The organism is Streptomyces sp. NPDC097129 (genome assembly GCF_055668065.1).
This window is the reverse complement of sequence record NZ_JBVOQE010000005.1, coordinates 96,651-117,338: the sequence shown is the minus strand read 5'-3', so window position 1 is coordinate 117,338 and position 20,688 is coordinate 96,651. Positions and strand designations below refer to the sequence as shown.

The following is a 20,688-nucleotide window of genomic DNA, read 5'->3' as shown; positions in this document are numbered from 1 at the left end:
GCCTTCACCTCTTCCGTTCACGGACGTACGGCATCGAAGGTCACGGTAAGGGACGTAGGTGCAGGTACTGGGCATCGGCGCCGCAGCGGTGCGCTCATCCCTGCCGCGGCTCACCGGACCCTCGCTCACCGAGGGTGTCCCGCAGCAGTCGCAGACGGTCGGCGGGCCGTCCCAGGCCGTTGAGCTCCAGCCGGGCGGCCTCGGTGCGGGCGTCGGGGTGGATGGTGAACGCCACGTTGAGGGCTTGGTGCACCATCCACTGGTGGTAGGCCAGCAGCCGGCCGGCGTCGTCCCGCGCGTCCACCAGGTCGGGCTCGCTGATCGGCAGTTCCTCCAGGCGCGCGCGCAGCCGGTGGAAGCCGCGGGCGGCCCTGCCGCAGCCCTGGGCGGCCTGCCACGTCGCACCGTCCGGCGCCCCGCACGCGGCGACCGCGAGATCGGCGGACGCCAGCGCGGCGACGGCGTCGTCCAGCACGGCGGTCAGCATGCGGATCTGGGACGCGCGGGGCACCCGGCGGGGTGGCACCGGCCGACGGCCCCGCAGGCGGCGGAGGGCGCGACGCCAGGGGCGGGCGGACTCGGGCGGGGTGGGCGAGCCGGGGTCGGGCATGGCACCTCCGCGGTCGGTCCGGGCCACCGCCTCCCGCACGGGACCGGCACACCTCTGCGAAACGTACGGGCGGATGTACTCCAGTGTGCGCGCCGGGCACACGGTCCGGCCGCGTCCGCCACAGACCCTAGGAAGCCGCGGGCTGCTTCCACACGGTCAGCAGACCCGTGTACCCGGGCGGGTCGAAGGAGGTCTGGCCCGTGAGGGCGACGCCGGTGAGCCGCAGCATCGCGAGGTTCCCCTCGGAGGTGACGGTGCACAGCACGTCGCCCTTCTTGAGGGCCCGGCCCTGGTTCAGGGCGTCGTTGGACAGCTCGGAGGGCAGCGGCGCGCTGTCGACGGACTGCCGGCAGGTCTCGGGCGTGGTTCCGGGGCTCTTGGCCGTGGCGGTGCGGAAGGTCAGGTACTGGTAGATGTACTGAAGTTCCGCGGCGTGGTCGCCGATCTCACCGCTGGGATTCACCTTGGGTGTGTCGAAGTCGGCGGTGATCAGCACACCGGTGCCGGGCGGGCTGATCGTCAACGGGCGGTCCTTGAAGAGCAGTTCGTACGTCTTGCCGGGGTGCTTCTTCGAGGCCGACGGCGAGGGCTTCTGGCTTTTGGACGGGTGGTGCGCGTCGGGGCCTGCGGTCGGTGTGGTCCGGTCGCCGGCCGCGCCGTCCTCGCCGTAGCCGGTGTCGCCGTACAGCGACCAGGCCGTGCCGACCGCGACGGCGAGGGCGGCGGCGGCGAGGGCCAGGTACAGGCGGCGGGGGCTGCGGGGGCCACCGGCCCGGACATGGCCGGTCCGCGACGGGGCGGCCGGCCGGGGCGGTGCGGTCCGGGTGGGCGCCTGGTGCAGCGAGTCGCCGGTCTGCGTGGGCACGTATGTGGCGGCGGGGCGCTGCGGGGCGGAGGCGGGGGCGGTGCGGTCGAGGAGGCGGCGTACGGCGCGGCGCCGCTCGTCGACGGCGGCCGCCGTCGGCGCGGGCAGCCAGCCGTTCCAGTCGCGGGAGGAGCGGCCGGAGGCTCGTTCGCACAGGCCGGCGAGTTCCGCGGGCGTGGGACGGGCGTCGGGCGCCGCCGCGAGACAGCGCTCCAGGAGGGGGCGCAGGAGGTCGGGGTAGCCGGAGAGGTCCGGGGGGCGGTGGGCCGTGTTGGCGATCCGGGTGGCGACGGTGAGCGCGGCTCCGGAGCCGTAGGGATGACGGCCGGTGGCGGCGACCGCGGCGATGAGTCCGAGGGAGAACACGTCGCTCGCCGGCGTCACTTCGCCGCCCGTGCCCTGCTCGGGAGACATGAACTGCGGGGTGCCGACGAAGCCGCCGCTGCGAGTGAGGCGGGTGGACTCGGCGGCCCGCGCGATACCGAAGTCGATGACCCACGGGCCGTCGGCCCCGAGGAGGATGTTGCCCGGTTTGAGGTCGCGGTGCACCACGCCCGCCGCGTGCACCGCGTCGAGACCGCGGGCGACACAGGCCACGAGCTGGAGGGCGGCGGCCAGGGGCAGCGGGCCGTGCGCGTCGATGGCGTCGTCCAGGGGCAGCCCGGGCACGTAGGCGCAGGCCAGCCACGGCTGGTCGCCGTCCGTGTCGTGGTCGAGCACCGGCACCAGGTGGTAGCCGCGGACCTGCTGTGCGGCCCGGACCTCCTGCTGGAACCGGCGCCGGAACTCGGCGTCGCCCGCGTACTCACGGCGGATCACCTTCAGCGCGACCGGCTGGTTGCCCCGGGTGCGGGACAGGTAGACGGACCCCATGCCGCCCTCGCCGATCCGGGCGAGGAGCTGGTATCCGGCCAGCTCCCGTGGTTCCTGTGCGGTCAGTGGACGGAAGACACCTTCGGTTCCCTGGATGGGACCCACCCCCGTATGCAGCGCGCGTCGTGCCGCACCTTTCTCTTGATGCGGCCATGCTCAAGATCGACATGGTAGCGGCGATCACCGGGCGAGCGTTCGGAGTCCGAGGCGCACCTCCTCGCTAGAGGTGTCCGGCCAGCCCCTCCGCCAGCAGGGTGAAGGCTTGCTCGGCGTCGGCCACCGCCTGCGGGTAGCGCTCGTCGGCGGACTGGCCGCCGTCAAGGGCGCGGAAGTTGTCCATCGACAGCAGCCACTGGGTGCTCACCACGTGCGTGGCGGTCAGCCGCGCGGTCAGGGCCGGAACGCCGGCGGTGTCCTGGAGCGCCTCCGTCAGCGCTCGTTCGGACCCCTCCTGGAAGCCGATGGCTCGCGTCCGCAGCGCCGGCGTCTCGCGCACCATGCGGGTGAACGCGAGGATCTGCGGGATGTCGTTGAGGCCGGTGACCGGGTCGCGGTCGCGCAGCGCCGTCAGGAAGTGGTCGCGCAGGGCTGCCAGCGGACCGACGCCGGCCGGGCGGGCGCGCACCACCCGGCCGGCCTCGTCCTCGTGGTCGGCGAAGCGGTGGACGACGAGGTCCTCCTTGGCCGGGAAGTAGGCGAACACGGTCCGCTTCGACACCTCGGCTGCCTCCGCCACCTGCGCCACCGACACCTGGTCGAACCCGTGCTCCAGGAAAAGCGCGATGGCCGCCTCCGAGATTGCGGCGTGAGTCCGTGCTCTCTTGCGTTCCCGAAGCCCAGTCATGGCGCCCATCGTAGCCGAAAGCTGCACTTGGATGCTTTCTGCACTCGGTATACTTTTGCTCCCAGTGAAGCGACTGGAGGAGCAATGACCGATGTGATCGTGGTGGGCGCCGGGCCCACCGGACTGATGCTGGCCTGCGAGCTGGCCCTCGCCGGAGCGGACACCGTGCTGGTGGAACGCCTGCCGCACCGGGTCCGGCAGACGAAGGGCGGTGTGATCCAGCCGCGCACGCAGGAGTTGCTGGAACTGCGCGGCCTGCATGAGCCGATGAGGGCCAGGGCGATGTCACGGGAGCCGGTGGGCGGGCACTTCGCGATGCTGCCGGTGCCCCTGGACTGCACGGTGTGGGACACTGCCCATCCCTACGTGCTCCCGGTCCCGCAGTGGGAGATCGAGGAGGTGCTGGAGGAACACGCCAGGACGCTGGGGGTGAAAGTGCTGCGCGACACCCCGGTCACGGCGGTGGAGCAGTCCGACGACGGCGTGACGGTGACGGCCGGCGGCCGACGCATCGCGGCCCGCTGCCTCGTGGCCTGCGACGGCGCGCACAGCACCGTCCGCAAGCTGCTCGGCGTGCCGTTCCCCGGCCGGCCGGGCACGTTCACGGCCGTCCTGGCCGATGTGCGGCTGGCGTCGGTGTCCGAACTCGTGCCCACGGCACAGGGGCACATCAGCACCCTCACCCGTGAGACCGAGGACGGCTGGGGGATGCTCGTCCCGCTGGGCGGCGACCGCTACCGGTTCACCGGCGGAGTGCTGGACGGGGACGAGCCGGCCAAGGACAGGCCGGTGACGCCGGCGGAGATCGCCGGGCTGCTGCGCCGCGTGTACGGCGAGCAGACGGTGCCGGCCGAGGTGGAGAACGCCTCGCGGTTCGGCGACGCCACCCGGCAGATCGACAGTTACCGCACGGGCCGTGTCTTCTTCGCCGGCGACGCCGCGCACATCCACCCGCCGTTCGGCGGGCAGGGTCTGAACCTGGGTATGCAGGACGCCTTCAACCTGGGCTGGAAGATGGCGGCCGTACTGCGCGGGAGCGCCTCGGCGGACCTCCTCGACAGCTATCACACCGAGCGCCACCCCGCCGGAGCCTGGGTCCTGCACATCACCCAGGCACAGCGCGTCTTCGCCGCCCCGAGGCCGAGCGCGGACGTCGTCGCGCTGCGCGAGGTCTTCACCGGCCTGATGCGCCTGCCCGAGACCAACCGTCACCTGGCGGGGCTCATGTCGGGCCTGGGCCACGCGTACGACGTGCCGGGCGGCCACCCGCTGACCGGTCACCGGGTCCCGGGCGTCGACCCGGCGCTGTTCCGGTCGGGCAGGCCCGTCCTGCTCGACCTCGCCGGGATCCTGCCGCCCGGCCTCGGGGCCGTCCGGGCGAAGCCGGTGCACGGGCTGCCCGGCGCCGTCCTGGTCCGCCCCGACGGCTACGCGGCCTGGGCGGCGGACTCGGACCCCGACCTGCACGCCCTCGCCGGCGACCCGTGCCGGCCCCTCCTGCGGACGGCGGACTGAAGGGGCCCGCGCCTTTCAGCCCGCCGTGCACGGTGCCCCTCGCCCCCGCCGGAGGCCCCGGCCTCAGGACGCCCATGCCCTCAAAGGACCGTGGTCAGCCCGGCGGTGGGTGGGAGTGTGGACGGATGCCCGAGGGCCGCGTGCAGGAGCCGGGCGGCGCCGCGGACGGCCGCGGTGTGCGGGGCCGGGACCACGCGCAGCGGTGCGTGCAGCCGGGCGGTGAGGTGGTAGGTGACGTCGGGACGCAGGGCGCCGCCGCCGGCGAGGAGGGTGCCGCGGCGCAGGGCGTCGAGGGTGAGGGAGGTGCGGTCCTGGCGCAGCATCGCGGTCACCGTCCGGGCGGCCGCCTCGGCGAGTTGCTCGGCCGATGTCTCCTCGTCCAGGTCGCCGGTGCCGAGGGCGGTGCGGCGGGCGTCGGTGACGGCGCCGTCGCACAGCAGTACCGCCTCGGTGAGATGGGCGCCGATGTCCAGCACCAGCAGCGGGCCGGGCAGATCCGTTCCCGCGGCCAGCGCGATGCCGCGCGCGGCCGGCACGGTCAGCACGGTGTGCGGGTGGAGTGCCTCGACCGCGGTACGGGCCTCGGCGCGGTAGGCGATGCCGTCCAGGACGGGAGTGGTGACGAGGACCGTCGGCCGGACGGAGCGGGGCAGGTGGTCGCCCAGCAGGCGCTGCAGCATCCGCGCGCAGCCCGGGGTGTCGATGATGGCGCCGCGCTGGATGGGGTGGACTGCTCCGGCTCCTGGATGGGTGACGGTCGGCACGTCGACGACGACACCGCGTCCGGCGAGCCACGCACGGGTGCGGGCGCTCCCCATGTCGAGCGCGATGCCGTGACGCCGCCGGCGCATCGGCCAGGGCAGCTGACGGGCCGCACCGGGCCGCGCGGCCGGGTGGTGGGCGCCGGTCATCGTGCCGCCTCCTTCACCTGCTGGCACCGGGCGCAGTAGCGGGCCTGCGGCACGATCGTCAGCCGTTCCCGGTCGATGGGCCGCCGGCACAGGTGGCAGGTGCCGTAGGTGCCCGCGTCCATGCGCTCCAGGGCGGCTTCGACGTCGGCGAGGACCATGTGGGCGGACGCGGCGAGCTGCACGCAGACCTCCAGCCGCGCGGCGGTCCCGTCCCGCAGCCGGTCCTCGGCACGGGAGCCGTCGGGGCCGGCGAGGCGGCGCAGCTGCTCCCTGCGGAACAGGCGCTGCTCGTGCAGGTTCTCGCGCAGCGCGGCGAGGTCCACGGCCGACAGGTGCGTCGCACTGTCGCCGAGGGTCTGGTGGTTCACCACGTCACCTCTTTCCGAGGGCAGGGCGCGTCTTCCGGTCGTTCCGAGGGCAGGGCGCGTCTTCCGGGCAGGGCGCATCTTTCGCGGGGCGGGGCGCAGGCGGTGGTCAGGCGGTGCGGCGCCGGCAGGCGACACAGTGGCGGGTGTAGGGGAGGATCTCCAGCCGCTCCGCGGGAATGGGCTTGGCGCACCCCAGACAGGTTCCGTAGGTGCCGTGCTGGAGGCGGGCGAAGGCCTCCTCGATCTCCTTCAGGACGCCCTCCATCGCCGTGCGCTGCGCGGACAGCAGGGGGTCGTCCCGGCTCTGCCCGGTCTCGTCGAGGGCGTGCAGCTGGGCCAGTCGGGAGGCACGGGCGCGTGCCAGGCGCTGACGGGCCTCGTGCAGGTGGGGTTCGGCCCGGGTGGCGTCGAGCGTCATGGTCCATCCCTTCCCATCCAACGGCGTACGACCTCGGCGGGCGTACGCCGTGCTTTGTGCGGAGCGTCGCCTCCCACCTTCGCCGGGCCGGCGGCCGGTGCCTATCGGGCCTGGACCCCATATGGGCCGGGGCACGGGGTGTAACCGGCGCCCCCGTGAGCAGTGCGTGCCCGGGAAATGGGGGTCGGGCCCCATCGACGGGTGCGTGGGCAGGCGGCAGGCTGACCGCGGGCTCGTGCGAGCACCCACCGGCCGTCGGCGTCCGCTACGCGGCGGCCGCGGCGCAACCCATCGCGCTCGAGCCGTGGATATCACCGGACGTCACAGAGGAGAGGCGCGGTCCCGTGTCCTTGTTCTGGCGGATCTTCGCCCTCAACGCCGTGGTGCTCGGTACGGCCACCGCCCTGCTGCTGTGGGCTCCGGTGACCGTGTCGGTGCCGGTCGTCCTCACCGAGGCGATCATCCTGGTCGGAGGCCTGGCCGTCATGCTGGTCGCGAACGCCGCACTGCTGCGGCTGGGCCTGGCGCCGCTGGAACGGCTCACGAAGCTGATGACCACCGTGGATCTGCTACGCCCCGGCCAGCGCCTGCCTGCCCGGGGCGGCGGCGAGGTCGCCGAGCTGATCCGCACGTTCAACGCCATGCTGGAGCGGCTGGAACAGGAACGGGCCGCCAGCAGCGCCCGGGTGCTGCTGGCGCAGGAGGCCGAACGCCGCCGTATCGCTCAGGAGTTGCACGACGAGGTCGGCCAGAGCATGACCGCGATCCTGCTGGGACTCAAGCGCGCCGCGGACGACGCGCCGCCACCGCTGCGGGCCGACCTGCACGAGGTGCAGGAGATCACCCGGGACAGCCTGGACGAGGTACGCCGTCTGGTGCGGCGGCTGCGGCCCGGAGTGCTGGACGACCTCGGTCTGGTCAGCGCGCTGACCTCGCTCACCGAGGAGATCGCCACCCACACCGGGCTGAGGATCACCCGCCGTTTCGACGCCGAGCTGCCCGCGCTGGGGCCGGAGACGGAACTGGTGCTCTACCGCGTCGTCCAGGAGTCACTGACCAACGCCGCCCGCCACGCGGACGCGGAACGGGTCACGGTCACCCTGCGGCACACCGGCGGCCGGATCGTGCTGGCGGTCACCGACGACGGCTGCGGCATCAGCGCTCCCTGCGAGGGCGCGGGCATCCGCGGCATGCGCGAGCGGGCCCTGCTCATCGGCGCCGGCCTCGTGATCTCCCCGGCGGGTGATACGGGCGTGGGCTCCGGTACCGGCGGCGTGGCCACCACCTCGTCCCGCACCGGCACCCAGGTCCAGCTCACCGCCCCCCTGAACGGAAAGCAGGCGTGAGCCATGACCGACACCAGCGCCTCCCCCATGATCCAGTCGCGCACGAGCGTCTCCCCCATGACGCAATCACGCACGAGCGTCTCCCCCTTGACGCAGTCGCACACGAGTGTCTCCTCCATGACACTGTCGCGCACGATCCGCATCCTGCTCGCCGACGACCACGCGCTGGTGCGCCGCGGTGTGCGCCTCATCCTCGACCAGGAGCCGGACCTGGAGGTGGTCGCCGAGGCCGGGGACGGCGCAGAGGCCATCGATCTGGCCCGCAGCCATGACATCGACCTGGCCGTCCTCGACATCGCCATGCCCCGCCTGACCGGGCTGCAGTCCGCCCGTGAACTGGCCGCCCTGCGGCCGGACCTGCGGATCCTGATGCTGACCATGCACGACAACGAGCAGTACTTCTTCCAGGCCCTCAAAGCCGGGGCCAGCGGGTACGTGCTGAAGTCCGTGGCCGACCAGGACCTCGTCGCCGCCTGCCGCGCCGCGATGCGCAACGAGCCGTTTCTGTACCCGGGCGCGATCACCGCGCTGATCCGCAACTATCTCGAGCGGGTCGGGCACGGCGAGGAGGCCCCGGAGCAGATCCTCACGCCGCGCGAGGAAGAGGTCCTCAAGCTGGTCGCGGAGGGACACTCGTCCAAGCAGATCGCCGTCCTGCTGTTCATCAGCGTCAAGACCGTGCAGCGGCACCGCGCCAACCTGCTGCACAAGCTGGGCCTGCGCGACCGTCTGGAACTCACCCGGTACGCCATCCGCGCCGGCCTGATCGAACCCTGAGCGAAGGGTCGGCCGCCATGGGCAGCACACCACCCTGATCGCGGCGGCCCTGCTGTTCCTCCTCGCCTCAGGGCCCGGGGGGTCCCCGCCTCACCGGCATCGCGACCACGGGCGCGCCGGCCGCGACCGCCTCGGGCGCGGCGGGACAGGGGTCACTGTTTCCGGGACCCGTAGACGCGGTAGTGCTCGGCGTCGGGCCACTTGACGTCCAGGCCGAGGCCGGGGCGGGAGAGGTCGGGGCGCAGGGCGCCGCCGTCGGGTGACAACGTGCCGTCGAACAGCAGGCGTTCGACGCGGACGTGGTCGTGGAAGTACTCCAGGTGCCGCAGCCGGCGTACGGCGCAGAACGCGTGCGCCGAGAGCGCCGGCGCGCAGTGCGCCGACAGGTCGAGGTGGTGGGCGGCCGCCAGTCCGGCCGTTTCGAGCACGCCGGTGATGCCACCGCAGCGGGTGACGTCGGCCTGGAGGCAGTCCACGGCGGGGCCCTCGACGAGGTTGGTGAAGTCCTGGGTGGTGTAGGCGTACTCGCCGGCCGCGATCTCCAGCCGTCCGGGGCCCTGCTCGCGCAGCATGCGCAGGCCGTCCAGGTCGGCGGAGGACACGGGCTCCTCGAACCACCGCACGTCCCACTCGTCGTGGAAGCGGCGGGCCCAGTACAGGGCGTCCTTGCGGCTCAGCGCCCCGTTGGCGTCGGTGAAGATCTCCGATGTGTCGCCGACCGCTCTGCGTACGGCCGTCAGCCGCTGCGGGTCGCGCTCCGGCTCCCGCGAGGTCTTGAGCTTGACCCGGGGGATGCCCTGGCCGGTCCACGCCCCGAGCTGTTCGGCGAGCCGGTCCAGGGGGTAGTTGGTGAAGCCGCCGCTGCCGTACACCGGGACGCGGTCGTGGAAGGCGGGGAGGACGTGGACGAGCGGCAGGCCCAGCAACCGTGCCTTGAGGTCCCACAGGGCGACGTCGACGGCGGAGACGGCCATGGCGCCGACGCCGGGGCGGCCGGCGTTGCGGATCTGCCGCTGCATGCGGTGCCACAGCGCCGGTGGCGAGGTGACCTGCTGTTCCTTCAGGAGGGGCACGAGCTTGGACTCGGCGAACGCGGCGACCGACACGTCTCCGTAGGTGTAGCCGAGGCCGCACGTGCCGCCGGCGTGCACCCGGACCAGCACCATCGTCGTGGAGTCCCACTCCAGGGTGCCGTCCTGCTCCTTGCCGTCGGGGCCGTCGGTGGGCACCTCGAAGGCGTGTACGTCTACGGCGTCGACGCGGCACTCGTCGAGCCCTGCCGGTTCCACCCCTGCGGCCGTGCTGCCCTCCACGACGGACTCCCTCCACACGTCTGTGTTCTGAAGGGGTGACCCGTCGCAGCGGCGGGTAAACGGCCGCGGCGGCGCATCACCCCGGCCGAACCGCCACCACCGCGGAAACCGCGGCCGGATCGTGGCCGCCCTCTGCACTGGCGTGCGGAGGGCGGGCAGCCGGTCATGCGGTGTGCCTCAGGCACTCCTCCGCGAACGCCAAGGCCCTGAGGTGGTACGTCCGCGCCGCCCAGCCGAGGCTGATGTTGTGCCCCGCGCCGGGCATCCGGTCCACGCTCACCCGGGGCGCGGCGGTCAGCCGGCCGACCATGTCGGCGACGTCCTCCTCGCCGTGCCGCCACCACGCCTCGTGCTCGGCGAAGGTCAGCCGGACGGGCACCCGGACCCGCGGCAGCACCTTCGCGGACAGCCGCTCCCAGTCGCCGGCCGACTCCGCCTCGCGCGGCGGCATCGGGGCGACGACCGTGGCGGCGGCCTGGAAGGTGGCGGGCGGATACAGGCTCAGCGGTCCCCAGTTGAGCCGTCGTACGTTCCGGTCCTGCCGCACCTGGTCGTAGGGGACGGCGAGTCGGGTGCCGCAGCCCGAGACGTCCACGCCCAGCAGCCCGTCCGGGGCGTGCTCCGCGGCGAGCAGGAAGGCGACCTTGCCGGCGAAGGAGTGCGCGAGCAGCAGCACACCGCCGCCGACGGTGTCGTCACAGGCCAGGTGTTGTACCGCGGCCGCGATGTCGGCCGCCTGCTCCACGAGCGTCCGCCCGTCGGGCAGGTCGGCCGCGGACGCGCCGTAGCCGGGGCGGTCGAGGGCGACCACCCGGTAGCCGAGGTGCGCGCCGAGGGTCAGCAGGGACAGGTCGGGGTGCGCCTGCCCGTCGAAGTACCCCGCGCTCATGCCGCCGCCGTGCAGGGCGACGACGAGGGCGCGGGGCGGCCGGTGCGACGGCTCGCTCCGCAGCCCGGAGAGGGCGACGGGCCCGGCCGGCACGGTGATGCGGTGCACGCCCCGGGAGACGGGAGCCGCCGGTGCCGCACCGAGGGTGGTGCCGGAGGGCACGGTGGCCTCCGAGAGGTCTGCCATGGGTCGGTCCTTTTGCTGTCGCGGATGCGGCGCCGGGGGCGGGCTTCTCCAGAATCGGCCGGGGTTCTCCAGAATCGGCGGGGAGGGGTGGCCGTTCAAGCACCGCGGGGGCCGCGTTCACGGGGAGAAGCCGATGGTCAGGTGAACGGCCGGGTCCCGCCGATCCGGGGTGTCCCGCGCTCGGCCGGAACGGCGATTGCTTCCGGCACCTGCCGCGCGGCCCGGCCGCGCCGCCGTCGTCGGCGACCGCCGTCGTCGGCGACCGCCGGGCCATGATCGCCATCACCCGGGCGGCCGGTGCTCCCGCAGTGCCTGGGTGTACACCCGTGCCGTCGCCGCCGCGGCCGTGTCCCAGCCGAAGGCGCGGGCGTGACGGGCCGCGGCCGTGCCCATGCGCGGGGAGAGGGACGGGTCGTCGGCGAAGCGGCTCAGGGCGCGGGCGTAGTCCGCGGGGTCGTGTCCCGGTATCAGGACGCCGCTCACGCCGTCGCGCACGGCCACCGGCAGGCCGCCGACGTGGGCGGCGATCACCGGGGTGCCGCAGGCCTGCGCTTCGAGGGCCACCAGGCCGAAGGACTCGCTGTGGGAGGGCATGACCAGGACGGACGCCGCCCGGTACCAGTCGGCGAGGCGGTCCTGGCCGACCGGTGGCCGGAACAGCACGATGTCACCAATGCCGAGCGAGGCCGCCAGTTTGTGCAGGCCCTCCGGCCGGGCCAGGCCGGTGCCGCTCGGCCCGCCCACGACCGGGACCACGATCCGCTCGCGCAGCCGCGGCCGCTCCCGCAGCAGCCGGGCCACCGCGCGCAGCAGGACGTCCGGTGCCTTCAACGGCTGGACGCGCCCCGCGAACAGCGGGATCAGCGCGTCCTGCGGCAGCCCCAGGCGCGCCCGGGCCTCGGCCCGGCCGGCGGTCGCACCCGACGCGCCGGGCCGGAAGCGGTCCAGGTCGACGCCGGGGTGGACGACGGCGACCCGGCCGGTGTCGGCGCCGTAGTGGCGCACCAGTTCGTCCGCCTCCTGCTCGGTGTTGGCCGTCAGCCGGTCGGCGGCCCGTACGATCTGGCTCTCGCCGTCCACGCGGATCGCGGGCTCGGGGGTGTCGCCGTCGGCGAGGCCGGCGTTCTTGACCTTGGCCATGGTGTGCATGGAGTGCACCAGCGGCACGCCCCAGCGCGCGGCGGCGAGGCGGCCGACGTGGCCGGAGAGCCAGTAGTGGGAGTGGAGCAGGTCGTAGTGGCCGGGGCGGTGGTCCGCCCACGCCCGGGTCACTCCGTGGGCGAAGGCGCACAGCTGGGCCGGCAGGTCCTCCTTGGCGAGGCCCTCGTACGGGCCGGCCGTCACGTGCCGTACCAGGACGCCCGGCGCGAGCGCGACGACGTCCGGGAGGCCTGCGGCGGTGGCCCGGGTGAAGATCTCCACCTCGACGCCCCGGCCGGCGAGGCGCTTGGCGAGCTCGACGATGTAGACGTTCATGCCGCCGGCGTCCCCGGTGCCCGGCTGGTGCAGCGGCGAGGTGTGCACGCTGAGCATCGCGACGCGGCGGGGGCGGTGGCGGCGGCGGCGGCGCCCGGGAGAACCTCTCACGCCTGTGCCTCGGTTCCTCAGCACTCGATGACGTTGACGGCGAGGCCGCCGCGGGCGGTCTCCTTGTACTTGACCTTCATGTCGGCGCCGGTCTCCTTCATCGTCTTGATGACCTTGTCGAGGGAGACGTGGTGGCGGCCGTCGCCGCGCAGGGCCATGCGGGCGGCGGTGACCGCCTTGACCGCGGCCATGCCGTTGCGTTCGATGCACGGGATCTGCACCAGGCCGCCGACCGGATCGCAGGTCAGTCCGAGGTTGTGCTCCATGCCGATCTCGGCGGCGTTCTCCACCTGCGCGGGCGTGCCGCCGAGCACTTCGGCGAGACCGCCGGCGGCCATGGAGCAGGCGGAGCCGACCTCGCCCTGGCAGCCGACCTCGGCGCCGGAGATGGAGGCGTTCTCCTTGAAGAGCAGGCCGATGGCGCCGGCCGCGAGCAGGAAGCGGACGATGCCGTCCTCGTCGGCGCCAGGCACGAAGGTCAGGTAGTAGTGCAGGACCGCCGGGATGATGCCGGCCGCGCCGTTGGTCGGGGCGGTGACGACCCGGCCGCCGGCGGCGTTCTCCTCGTTCACCGCCATCGCGTACAGGGTCACCCACTCCATGGCGCGGGCCGCCGGGTCGCCTTCGCTGCGCAGCGCCCGGGCCGCCGCCGCGGCCCGCCGGCGCACCTTCAGCCCGCCGGGCAGGATGCCCTCGCGGGACAGGCCGCGGGCGACACAGCCCTCCATCACCCGCCAGATCTCCAGCAGCCCGGCCCGGATCTCCGCCTCGGTGCGCCAGGCCCTCTCGTTGTCCAGCATCAGCGCGGAGATCGACAGCCCGGTCTCCTTCGTCAGGCTCAGCAGTTCGTCGCCGGTGTGGAAGGGGTGGGCGAGCCGTGTGCCGTCGGGTTTGATGCGGTCGGCGCCCACGGCGTCCTCGTCGACGACGAAGCCGCCGCCGACGGAGTAGTACGTCTTCTCCAGCAGCGGCACGCCGTCGGCGTCGTACGCGAAGAGCGTCATGCCGTTGGCGTGGTACGGCAGGGAGCGGCGGCGGTGCAGGACGAGCTGGGTCGCGGGGTCGAAGGCGATCTCGTGGGCGGGGCCGATCTCCGCGCCGAGGAGGCGGATGCGGCCGGTGGCGCGGATGCGCTCGACGTCCAGGTCGGCCCGGGCGACGTCGACGGTGTCCGGCCGGTTGCCCTCCAGGCCGAGCAGGACGGCCTTGGGGGTGCCGTGGCCGTGGCCGGTCGCGCCGAGGGAGCCGAACAACTCCGCGCGTACGGCGGCGGTCTGGGCGAGCAGACCGTCGGTCTTCAGCCGCTCGGCGAACGTCGCGGCGGCGCGCATCGGGCCGACGGTGTGCGAGCTGGACGGGCCGATGCCGATGGAGAACAGGTCGAAGACGCTGATTGCCACGCCATACTCCGGGGGACGGGCGGGGCGTGTCACGGGGCACGCCCCTGCGGGGAGGGTTGTCGCTCGCGGATCCGGTGGGGCCCACCCGGGAGGTTCGGGGCGGGCCCCGGTCTCGCACGGGGCGGGCCCGGGCCGGCCGTTGGCTCACACGGTGGCGGGTGCGGCGGCGGGGACGAGGGTGCGGCGCAGGCGGTTGAACAGCTTCGTCTGGTTCAGGGAGAGCACCGCGACCGGGGTGTCCTCGCGCCGGTAGACGGCGGTGAAGCAGCGGCTGTCGGTGTCGCCGTCGACGATCTCGGGTTCGGCACCGGGCGCGACGTGGCCCGCGAGTTGGATGCGCACCCGGTACTGGTCGGACCAGAAGTAGGGAGCGGGGCGCGGGGCAGGTGTCGGCACCCCGGTCAGGAGGGTGCGGGCGGCGGTCGTCGCCTGCTCGGTGGCGTTGCTCCAGTGCTCGATGCGGGCGTGCCGGCCGGTGAACGGGTGCGGGCAGCGGGCGACGTCACCGACGGCGACGACACCAGGGACGCCGGTCGCGCAGCCGGCGTCGCAGACCACGCCGTCGTCCACCAGGACGCCGGAGCCGGCGAGCCAGTCGGTGGCGGGCCGCACGCCCACGCCGACCACGACGATGTCCGCGGGCAGTTCACGCCCGTCCGTCAGGCGCACTCCGGTGACCCGGCCGTCGCCGGTGAGTCCGGCCACGCCGGTCCCGGCGAGCAGGCGGACCCCGTGGTCGGTGTGCAGCGAGGAGCACACCCGGCCCATGGCGCGGCCCAGCTGGCGTTCCAGCGGCACGTCGAGCGCCTCGACGACGGTCACTTGGAGGCCGAGCCCGCGGGCGGTGGAGGCCACCTCGGCGCCGACGAAACCGGCGCCGATCACCACCAGCCGTCCGCCGAGGGCCAGTTCGTCCCGCAGGGCGCGGGCGTCGTCCAGGGTGCGCAGCGTGTGCACGCCGGCCAGGCCGCCCGTGCCGGGCAGCGTGCGGGGGCTCGCGCCGGTCGCGACGACGACGCCGTCGGTGCGCAGCCTGCGCCCGGAGGCGAGGGTCACCGAACGGTCCGCGGGATCGAGGCGCACCGCGCGCTCGCCGAGCAGCCACCGCACGTCCAGGTCGTCGTACTCGGCGGGATCGGCGAGCGCGAGCGCGTCCGCGTCGAGGGCGCCCTTGAGGAAGTCCTTGGACAACGGCGGCCGGTCGTACGGGAGGTGGCGCTCCTCCCCCACGACGTCGATCCCTCCGTCGTACCCCTGCGCGCGCAGGGCGCGGACGGTGCTCAGCCCGGCCAGGGAAGCTCCGACGACGGTGATGCTCATGAGGACCTCCGGGGCGCCGGTCAGGCAGACGGTTTTGGACAGCTGTTTCGGATAGCACAACGACAATCGTGATGCGCAACATGCTTTCGGCGTGCGGCGGGGTTGTCAAGAGACGGAGCCAGATCAGTTCCGCATCACGCAGGGTGTTGCGCGTGACGCATCGCGCGCGGTCACAGTTCCGCGTCGTCCCACTGCTCCAGCAGGGCGTCGGCCAGGACACCGTCCGCTCCGGCCTCGGGGGCGTCCACGGCCTGTTCGCTCCAGATGACCTTGCCGCGGGCGGTGTAGCGCACACCCCAGCGCCGGGCGAGGTGGGCGACGAGGAACAGTCCGCGCCCGCCCTCGTCGGTCACGGCCGCACGCCGCAGGTGCGGAGAGGTGCTGCTGCCGTCGGCGACCTCGCAGATCAGGCTGTCGCGGTCGTACAGCAGACGCAGCCGCACGGGCGGAGCGCCGTAACGGATGGCGTTGGTGACCAGCTCGCTGAGGATCAGCTCGGTGGTGAAGGCGATCGCGTCCAGGCCCCAGGACTCCAGCCGGCGCATGCAGGCGGCGCGCAGCGGGCCGAGGGCGGCGGGGTCGTCCTGCACGTCCCAGTCGGCCACCCGGCCGGGGTCCAGCAGCCGTGTGCGGGCCACCAGAAGGGCGATGTCGTCGCGGGGACGGTCGGGCGGCAGGGCGTCGAGCACCGCACGGCATGCCTGCTCCGGATCCCGGCCCGGGTGCGCCAGGGCGCCCGCGAGGACGGCGAGGCCGGTGTCGAAGTCCCGGTCACGGTCCTCGACCAGCCCGTCGGTGTACAGGGCGAGCATCGAACCCTCGGCGAGCCGCAGTTCGGCCGTCTCGACCGGCAGGCCGGCGCCGAGGCCGAGCGGCGGCGAGACCGGCACGTCGGGGAAGGTGACGGTGCCGTCGGGGTGGACCAGGGCGGGCCCCGGGTGGCCGGCGCGGGCCACGCAGCACTGCCCGGAGACCGGGTCGTAGATCGCGAACAGGCAGGTGGCGCCCGTGATGCCGACGCCGTCGCCGTCACCGTGGACCTGCGTGTGCTCGGTCTCGTCGATGTGGGCGACGAGCTCGTCCAGGTGGCTCAGCAGCTCGTCCGGGGACAGGTCGAGCGCGCAGAAGTTGTGCACCACCGTGCGCAGCCGGCCCATGGTCGCGGCGGCGTGCAGGCCGTGCCCGACGACGTCCCCGACCACGAGGGCGACCCGGGCGCCGGGCAGTGCGATGACGTCGAACCAGTCGCCGCTCACCCCGCCGCCCTGCGCGGGCAGATAGCGGTGGGCCACGTCCAGGGCCGACTGCTCGGGCAGCGAGCGCGGCAGCAGGCTGCGCTGCAGGGTGACCGCCATGGTGTGCTCGCGCGTGTAGCGGCGGGCGTTGTCGATCGCGACGGCCGCACGGGCCGCCAGTTCCTCGGAGAAGGCCAGGTCATCCTCCGTGAACGCGTCCTTGTCCGAGCGCCAGAACTCGACCGTGCCCAAGGCCGTGCCGCGGGCCCGCAACGGCGCGGTGAGCAGCGAGTGGATGCCGAAGTCCAGCACTCGCCGTGCCCGTTCGGGATTCCGCTCCCGCCAGCCGGTGGCGGTCCGCAGATCGCGCTCCAGCACGGCGTGACCGCGCTCCAGCCCCTGTGCCTGCGGCATGTCGGGCGTGAGGGCGATCTCGGTGTGCACCGGGTCCAGTGGGTGGCCCTCGCGCACGCCGCAGACGGCGGTGCGGTGCATCACCGGGTTGCCGCCGTCCGGTTCCTCGCCGCGGCGCACCGCGTCGAGCAGCTCCACCGTGGCGAAGTCTGCGAACCGGGGCACCGCGATCTCGGCCAGCTCCTGCGACGTGCGCACCACGTCGAGGGTGGTGCCGATGCGCAGGCCCGCGTCGTACAGCAGCTGGAGGCGTTCGCGTGCGCGCCGTGCCCGGCCCGCCAGGGCACGCAGTTCGGTGGTGTCCCGCAGCGTCGCCACGCTGCCGGCCGGGCCGCCGTGCGCGCCGGTGGGCCGCACATTGACCGAGAGCAGCCGCTCGCCCTCCAGGAGCACCTCGTCGGTGGCCGCCTCACCCGATGCCAGCAGCGCGGCGGTGCGCGGGGCGAGCCCGATCTCGCCGACCGGCCGGCCGTCGGCGTCCGCGGGCAGGTTCAGCAGCCGGCGCGCCTCGTCGTTGGCGAGCAGCAGCCGGCCCTCGCCGCTGACGACGAGCACGCCCTCGCGCACCGAGTGCAGCACCGCGTCGTGATGCTCGTACATCCGGGTCATCTCGGCCGGCTCCAGGCCGTGCGTCTGGCGCCGCAGCCGCCGGCTCACGAGCACCGAACCGGCCGTCACGAGGGCCAGTCCGGCGGCCGCGGAGCCGAACAGCAGGGGCAGCTGGTCCGTCACCTTGCGCTCGACGCGTTTGACGGTGATGCCGACGGACACCAGCCCGACGACCTTCCCGTCGGCGTCCGTGACGGGGACCATCGTGTCCACGGCGCGGCCGACGCCGGGCGTGTCGTACGTCGACTGGTGCACGTGACCGGCGAGCGCGTCGGCGTAGGAGCCCACGACGTGCTTGCCGATCAGACGGGGGTCGGGGTGGGTCCAGCGGACGCCCGACGGGCTGAAGGCGATGATGTAGTTGACCCGCGCCAGCCTGCGGGCCTCCTCCGCGCGCGGCTGCAGCAGCGCGCTGGGATCGGGCGACTGCATGGCCTGCAGCGTGCCGGGGGCGTGGGCGAAGGTCTCGGCGCCGACGAGCGAGCGCTCCTTGGCCTCCTGCAGACTGGCACCGCGGGCCTGCAGTACCAGGGCGGCCACGGCGGCGACGACGAGCAACAGGACGACCCCCACCTGCAGGACGAGGACCTGACCGGCGACGCTGTGGACGTTCAGCACGGACGGCAGCCGGGCCGGCGGTCGCTGTGAGGCGTCGGGGCCGTCCTCGGGCCCGTCCTCGGACCCGACGCGCCCGGAGCGGCCGGACGGACGGGGCAAACCCCGTTGCATGGCCATGCCTCCAGTATGGGCGGCAGGGCACGGCAGGGATCCGCGGCGCGCAGCCCGAGGGCCCGTCCACCTGCCGGAGGGGCCGGTACGGCAGGCGGACGGGCGGTACAGGGGGCCGGGCCCGCCGGGATGGGCAGGCGAGCGGGGACGGGCGGGGCTCAGTGGACGGGGTGGACGTCGAGCCGTTCCCGCAGCCAGGTGTGGAAGGCACCGATGTGGTGCTCGCTCGGCACCAGGACGCCGCCCTTGGCGTAGGCACGCGAGCCCATCCCCGGCTGGGTGCGCTCACAGGCGTCGAAGTCCTGCTGGTTCACCCGGTGGAACAGCTCCACCGAGCGGTCCACGTCCTTGCCGCCGTCCACGACGTGCGGCAGGTACAGCCAGTCGCACTCGACCACCGTGCGGTCGTGCGCCAGCGGGTACATCCGGTGGAAGACCACGTGGTCGGGCACCAGGTTGATGAACACCTGGGGCTTGACCGTGATCGCGTAGTAGCGGCGGTCCTGATCGTCGGCGACCCCGGGGATGCGGTCCAGGCCCTCGGAGCCGTCGACGGTGAAGCCCTTGACCTCGTCTCCGAACTCGGCGCCGTGTCCGACGTAGTACTGCGCGGCGTAGCCGTCGGCGAACTCCGGCAGGACCTCGGTCAGTTCGGGGTGGATGGTGGCGCAGTGGTAGCACTCCATGAAGTTCTCGATGATGAGCTTCCAGTTGGCCTTCACGTCGTACGTGATCCGCCGGCCGACCGACAGGTCCTCGATCCCGTAGTTGTCGATCGACTCGGTGTCGCCCAGCCGCTCGATCACCGCGCCGACGACGTCCTGCTCGAAGGAGGGCGGGGTGTCGGCGAGGCACACCCACACATAGCCGAGCCATTCGCGCACATGGACGTCGATGAGGCCGTACGCGGTGCGGTCGAGGTCCGGCATCGACGTCAGGTTCGGTGCGGCGACCAGCTTGCCGTCCAGGCCGTAGGTCCAGGCGTGGTAGGGGCACTGGAAGGCGCGCTTGACCTCGCCGGACTCCTCGGTGCACAGCTGGGCGCCGCGATGCCGGCACACGTTCAGGAACGCCTTGACCGAGCCGTCCCGGGAGCGGGAGACGAGGACGCTCTCGCGGCCCACCTGGACGGTGCGGAACCGGCCGGGTCTGTCCAGCTCACTGGCGCGGGCCACGCAGAACCACATGGTCTCGAGGACGCGTTCCTGCTCCAGGGCGAAGACCTCGGGATCGGTGTAGTACTCCCCCGGCAGGGTGGCGATCAGGCTGGACGGAAGGCCGGTGGTCGTCATGTGGTCACCTCGGAGGGTCAGACCCGCACACGGCGCGGGTCGAAGAGGGCGATGGGGTGTTCGGTGGTGCCGGTGGTGGCCAGGTCCGCGATGATCTCGCCGATCACGGGGACGAATTTGAACCCGTGCCCGGAGAAGCCGCAGGCCACGGTCACCTGAGGGTGGTCCGGGTGCTGGGCGAGGACGAAGTTCTCGTCCGGGGTGGTGCTGTACATGCAGGCCGCGCCCTTGAGGAAGCGGCCGGGCAGGGAGGGGATGCGCGGGCGCAGATGGGCGGCCATGGCCGCGATCTCCTCCGCGTGGATCTCCCGGTCGAGGGTGTCGGGGTCGGCGGTGGTGCCCTTGCGGAAGAAGGCGACCTTGGCGCCCCCGTCGGGGCCGTCGAGCGCGGGGAAGCCGTAGATCTGGGTGCCGTCGGGGTCCTCCCAGATGTAGACCGGGTGCCGGTCGGCGGTGAACGGGCCGGGTCCGCCCTCGGGCTGGAACCAGTACATGACCTGACGCTCCACCCTCACCGGCACGCCCAGGCCGGCCAGCAGCTTGGGCGCCCAGGCGCCGGGCGCGAACACGAGCCGGTCGGCGGTGTAGGCGCCGCGGTCGGTGACCACCCAGGCCTTGCCGCCCGGGCCGTCGGCCTCCCAGCCGAGGACGAGTTCGACGAAGTGCAGATCGGCGCCGTGGGCGCGCGCCAGATCCAGGTGGGCGGTGACGGTGGCCTCCGGGCGGGCCACGCCGGCGCCGCGTTCGAAGAAGGCGACGTCCTCGGGCGCCGGGGTGAACGTCGGGAAGCGGCGCCGGATGCCGGCGGCGTCGAGGACCTCGTGGTCCAGGCCCCACTCCTGCGCGCTGCGCAGGGTGCCGGCGAAGGCGGCGCTGTCCTCCCGGCCGATCATCAGGCCGCCGGTCTCGGTGAAGACCTCGCGGCCGGAGTCGGCGGCCAGCTTCTCCCACAGGTCACGGGCGCGCAGCAGCAGCGGCACGTACGCCGGGTCCTCGAAGTAGGCCTGCCGGTAGATCCGGGAGCCGCCGTGGCTGGAGCCGAGGTTGTGGGCCGGGCCGAAGCGTTCCAGGCCGAGCACCCGCTGCCCGCGGGCGGCGAGGTGGCAGGCGGCCGCGCTGCCCATCCCGCCCAGACCAACGACGATCACATCGTAGGAAGTGGCCATCCGTCCCTCTCCTCACGTCGT

General features: G+C 73.6%; 17 protein-coding genes. 3 read left to right on the top strand and 14 right to left on the bottom strand.

All coding sequences use genetic code 11. From position 1 onward, the window contains the following. Positions 1–94: 94 nt before the first annotated feature. From AC0B9F_RS16640 to AC0B9F_RS16630, 3 genes are all read right to left on the bottom strand, one after another. Positions 95–610: a hypothetical protein gene (locus AC0B9F_RS16640; protein WP_472003190.1), complete on the bottom strand. Its 516-nt coding sequence runs from the start codon at positions 608–610 to the stop codon at positions 95–97. A gap of 127 nt (positions 611–737) precedes the next feature. Beyond that, a complete protein-coding gene (locus AC0B9F_RS16635) occupies positions 738–2,453 on the bottom strand; it encodes a serine/threonine-protein kinase (protein ID WP_472003188.1) in 1,716 nt (571 codons plus the stop codon). Positions 2,454–2,568: 115 nt separating this feature from the next. Next, positions 2,569–3,201: a TetR family transcriptional regulator gene (locus AC0B9F_RS16630; RefSeq protein WP_472003186.1), complete on the bottom strand. Its 633-nt coding sequence runs from the start codon at positions 3,199–3,201 to the stop codon at positions 2,569–2,571. Between the two features lie 75 nt (positions 3,202–3,276). On the opposite strand from AC0B9F_RS16630, the gene AC0B9F_RS16625 reads away from it, so the two are divergent. After that, positions 3,277–4,707: an FAD-dependent oxidoreductase gene (locus AC0B9F_RS16625; RefSeq protein ID WP_472003184.1), complete on the top strand. Its 1,431-nt coding sequence runs from the start codon at positions 3,277–3,279 to the stop codon at positions 4,705–4,707. An 80-nt stretch (positions 4,708–4,787) separates the two neighbouring features. Here AC0B9F_RS16625 and AC0B9F_RS16620 read toward each other — a convergent pair whose 3' ends face one another. The 3 genes from AC0B9F_RS16620 to AC0B9F_RS16610 form a co-directional block, all read right to left on the bottom strand. Further along, complete coding sequence (locus AC0B9F_RS16620; protein WP_472003182.1) at positions 4,788–5,618, bottom strand: hypothetical protein; 831 nt, start codon at positions 5,616–5,618, stop codon at positions 4,788–4,790. Further along, positions 5,615–5,989, bottom strand: coding sequence for a TraR/DksA family transcriptional regulator (locus AC0B9F_RS16615; RefSeq protein ID WP_472003180.1), 375 nt, complete (start codon positions 5,987–5,989; stop codon positions 5,615–5,617). Before AC0B9F_RS16615 ends, AC0B9F_RS16620 begins: the two co-directional genes overlap by 4 nt. A 103-nt stretch (positions 5,990–6,092) precedes the next feature. Beyond that, positions 6,093–6,404, bottom strand: a complete 312-nt coding sequence (locus AC0B9F_RS16610) for a TraR/DksA C4-type zinc finger protein (RefSeq protein WP_472003178.1) — start codon at positions 6,402–6,404, stop codon at positions 6,093–6,095. Between the two features lie 344 nt (positions 6,405–6,748). Here AC0B9F_RS16610 and AC0B9F_RS16605 point away from each other — a divergent pair, with 344 nt between their 5' ends. Together AC0B9F_RS16605 and AC0B9F_RS16600 are read left to right on the top strand one after the other, a co-directional pair. Continuing rightward, positions 6,749–7,750, top strand: coding sequence for a HAMP domain-containing sensor histidine kinase (locus tag AC0B9F_RS16605; protein ID WP_472003176.1), 1,002 nt, complete (start codon positions 6,749–6,751; stop codon positions 7,748–7,750). Between the two features lie 117 nt (positions 7,751–7,867). After that, positions 7,868–8,527 (top strand): response regulator, encoded by a 660-nt coding sequence (locus tag AC0B9F_RS16600; protein ID WP_472003174.1) that lies wholly within the window; start codon positions 7,868–7,870, stop codon positions 8,525–8,527. 152 nt (positions 8,528–8,679) lie between these two features. On the opposite strand, the gene AC0B9F_RS16595 is transcribed toward AC0B9F_RS16600, so the two are convergent. From AC0B9F_RS16595 to solA, 8 genes are all read right to left on the bottom strand, one after another. Further along, positions 8,680–9,840, bottom strand: a complete 1,161-nt coding sequence (locus AC0B9F_RS16595) for an enolase C-terminal domain-like protein (protein WP_472003172.1) — start codon at positions 9,838–9,840, stop codon at positions 8,680–8,682. Positions 9,841–10,003: 163 nt separating this feature from the next. Beyond that, a complete protein-coding gene (locus tag AC0B9F_RS16590) occupies positions 10,004–10,837 on the bottom strand; it encodes an alpha/beta fold hydrolase (RefSeq protein WP_472003771.1) in 834 nt (277 codons plus the stop codon). Positions 10,838–11,197: 360 nt separating this feature from the next. Further along, the gene (gene mshA / locus AC0B9F_RS16585) at positions 11,198–12,448 is read right to left on the bottom strand and encodes a D-inositol-3-phosphate glycosyltransferase (protein ID WP_472003769.1); all 1,251 of its coding nucleotides are present in this window, start codon (positions 12,446–12,448) and stop codon (positions 11,198–11,200) included. Positions 12,449–12,519: 71 nt separating this feature from the next. Then, positions 12,520–13,902 (bottom strand): L-serine ammonia-lyase, encoded by a 1,383-nt coding sequence (locus tag AC0B9F_RS16580; protein ID WP_472003170.1) that lies wholly within the window; start codon positions 13,900–13,902, stop codon positions 12,520–12,522. Positions 13,903–14,046: 144 nt separating this feature from the next. Then, positions 14,047–15,222, bottom strand: a complete 1,176-nt coding sequence (locus AC0B9F_RS16575) for an NAD(P)/FAD-dependent oxidoreductase (protein WP_472003168.1) — start codon at positions 15,220–15,222, stop codon at positions 14,047–14,049. A gap of 170 nt (positions 15,223–15,392) precedes the next feature. Further along, entirely contained in the window at positions 15,393–18,209 is a 2,817-nt protein-coding gene (locus AC0B9F_RS16570; RefSeq protein ID WP_472003767.1) for a SpoIIE family protein phosphatase, read from the bottom strand. Positions 18,210–18,367: 158 nt separating this feature from the next. After that, positions 18,368–19,501: an aromatic ring-hydroxylating oxygenase subunit alpha gene (locus AC0B9F_RS16565; RefSeq protein ID WP_472003166.1), complete on the bottom strand. Its 1,134-nt coding sequence runs from the start codon at positions 19,499–19,501 to the stop codon at positions 18,368–18,370. A gap of 17 nt (positions 19,502–19,518) precedes the next feature. After that, positions 19,519–20,667, bottom strand: a complete 1,149-nt coding sequence (gene solA / locus AC0B9F_RS16560; protein WP_472003164.1) for an N-methyl-L-tryptophan oxidase — start codon at positions 20,665–20,667, stop codon at positions 19,519–19,521. Positions 20,668–20,688: the final 21 nt, after the last annotated feature.

Bases quoted from the DNA above. Each gene is read 5' to 3' on its own strand.
- AC0B9F_RS16640 (WP_472003190.1), bottom strand. From the start codon at position 610: ATGCCCGACCCCGGCTCGCCCACCCCGCCCGAGTCCGCCCGCCCCTGG.
- AC0B9F_RS16630 (WP_472003186.1), bottom strand. From the start codon at position 3,201: ATGGGCGCCATGACTGGGCTTCGGGAACGCAAGAGAGCACGGACTCAC.
- AC0B9F_RS16625 (WP_472003184.1), top strand. From the start codon at position 3,277: ATGACCGATGTGATCGTGGTGGGCGCCGGGCCCACCGGACTGATGCTG.
- AC0B9F_RS16620 (WP_472003182.1), bottom strand. From the start codon at position 5,618: ATGACCGGCGCCCACCACCCGGCCGCGCGGCCCGGTGCGGCCCGTCAG.
- AC0B9F_RS16610 (WP_472003178.1), bottom strand. From the start codon at position 6,404: ATGACGCTCGACGCCACCCGGGCCGAACCCCACCTGCACGAGGCCCGT.
- AC0B9F_RS16600 (WP_472003174.1), top strand. From the start codon at position 7,868: ATGACACTGTCGCGCACGATCCGCATCCTGCTCGCCGACGACCACGCG.
- mshA (WP_472003769.1), bottom strand. From the start codon at position 12,448: ATGCTCAGCGTGCACACCTCGCCGCTGCACCAGCCGGGCACCGGGGAC.
- AC0B9F_RS16575 (WP_472003168.1), bottom strand. From the start codon at position 15,222: ATGAGCATCACCGTCGTCGGAGCTTCCCTGGCCGGGCTGAGCACCGTC.
- AC0B9F_RS16570 (WP_472003767.1), bottom strand. From the start codon at position 18,209: ATGCAACGGGGTTTGCCCCGTCCGTCCGGCCGCTCCGGGCGCGTCGGG.
- AC0B9F_RS16565 (WP_472003166.1), bottom strand. From the start codon at position 19,501: ATGACGACCACCGGCCTTCCGTCCAGCCTGATCGCCACCCTGCCGGGG.
- solA (WP_472003164.1), bottom strand. From the start codon at position 20,667: ATGGCCACTTCCTACGATGTGATCGTCGTTGGTCTGGGCGGGATGGGC.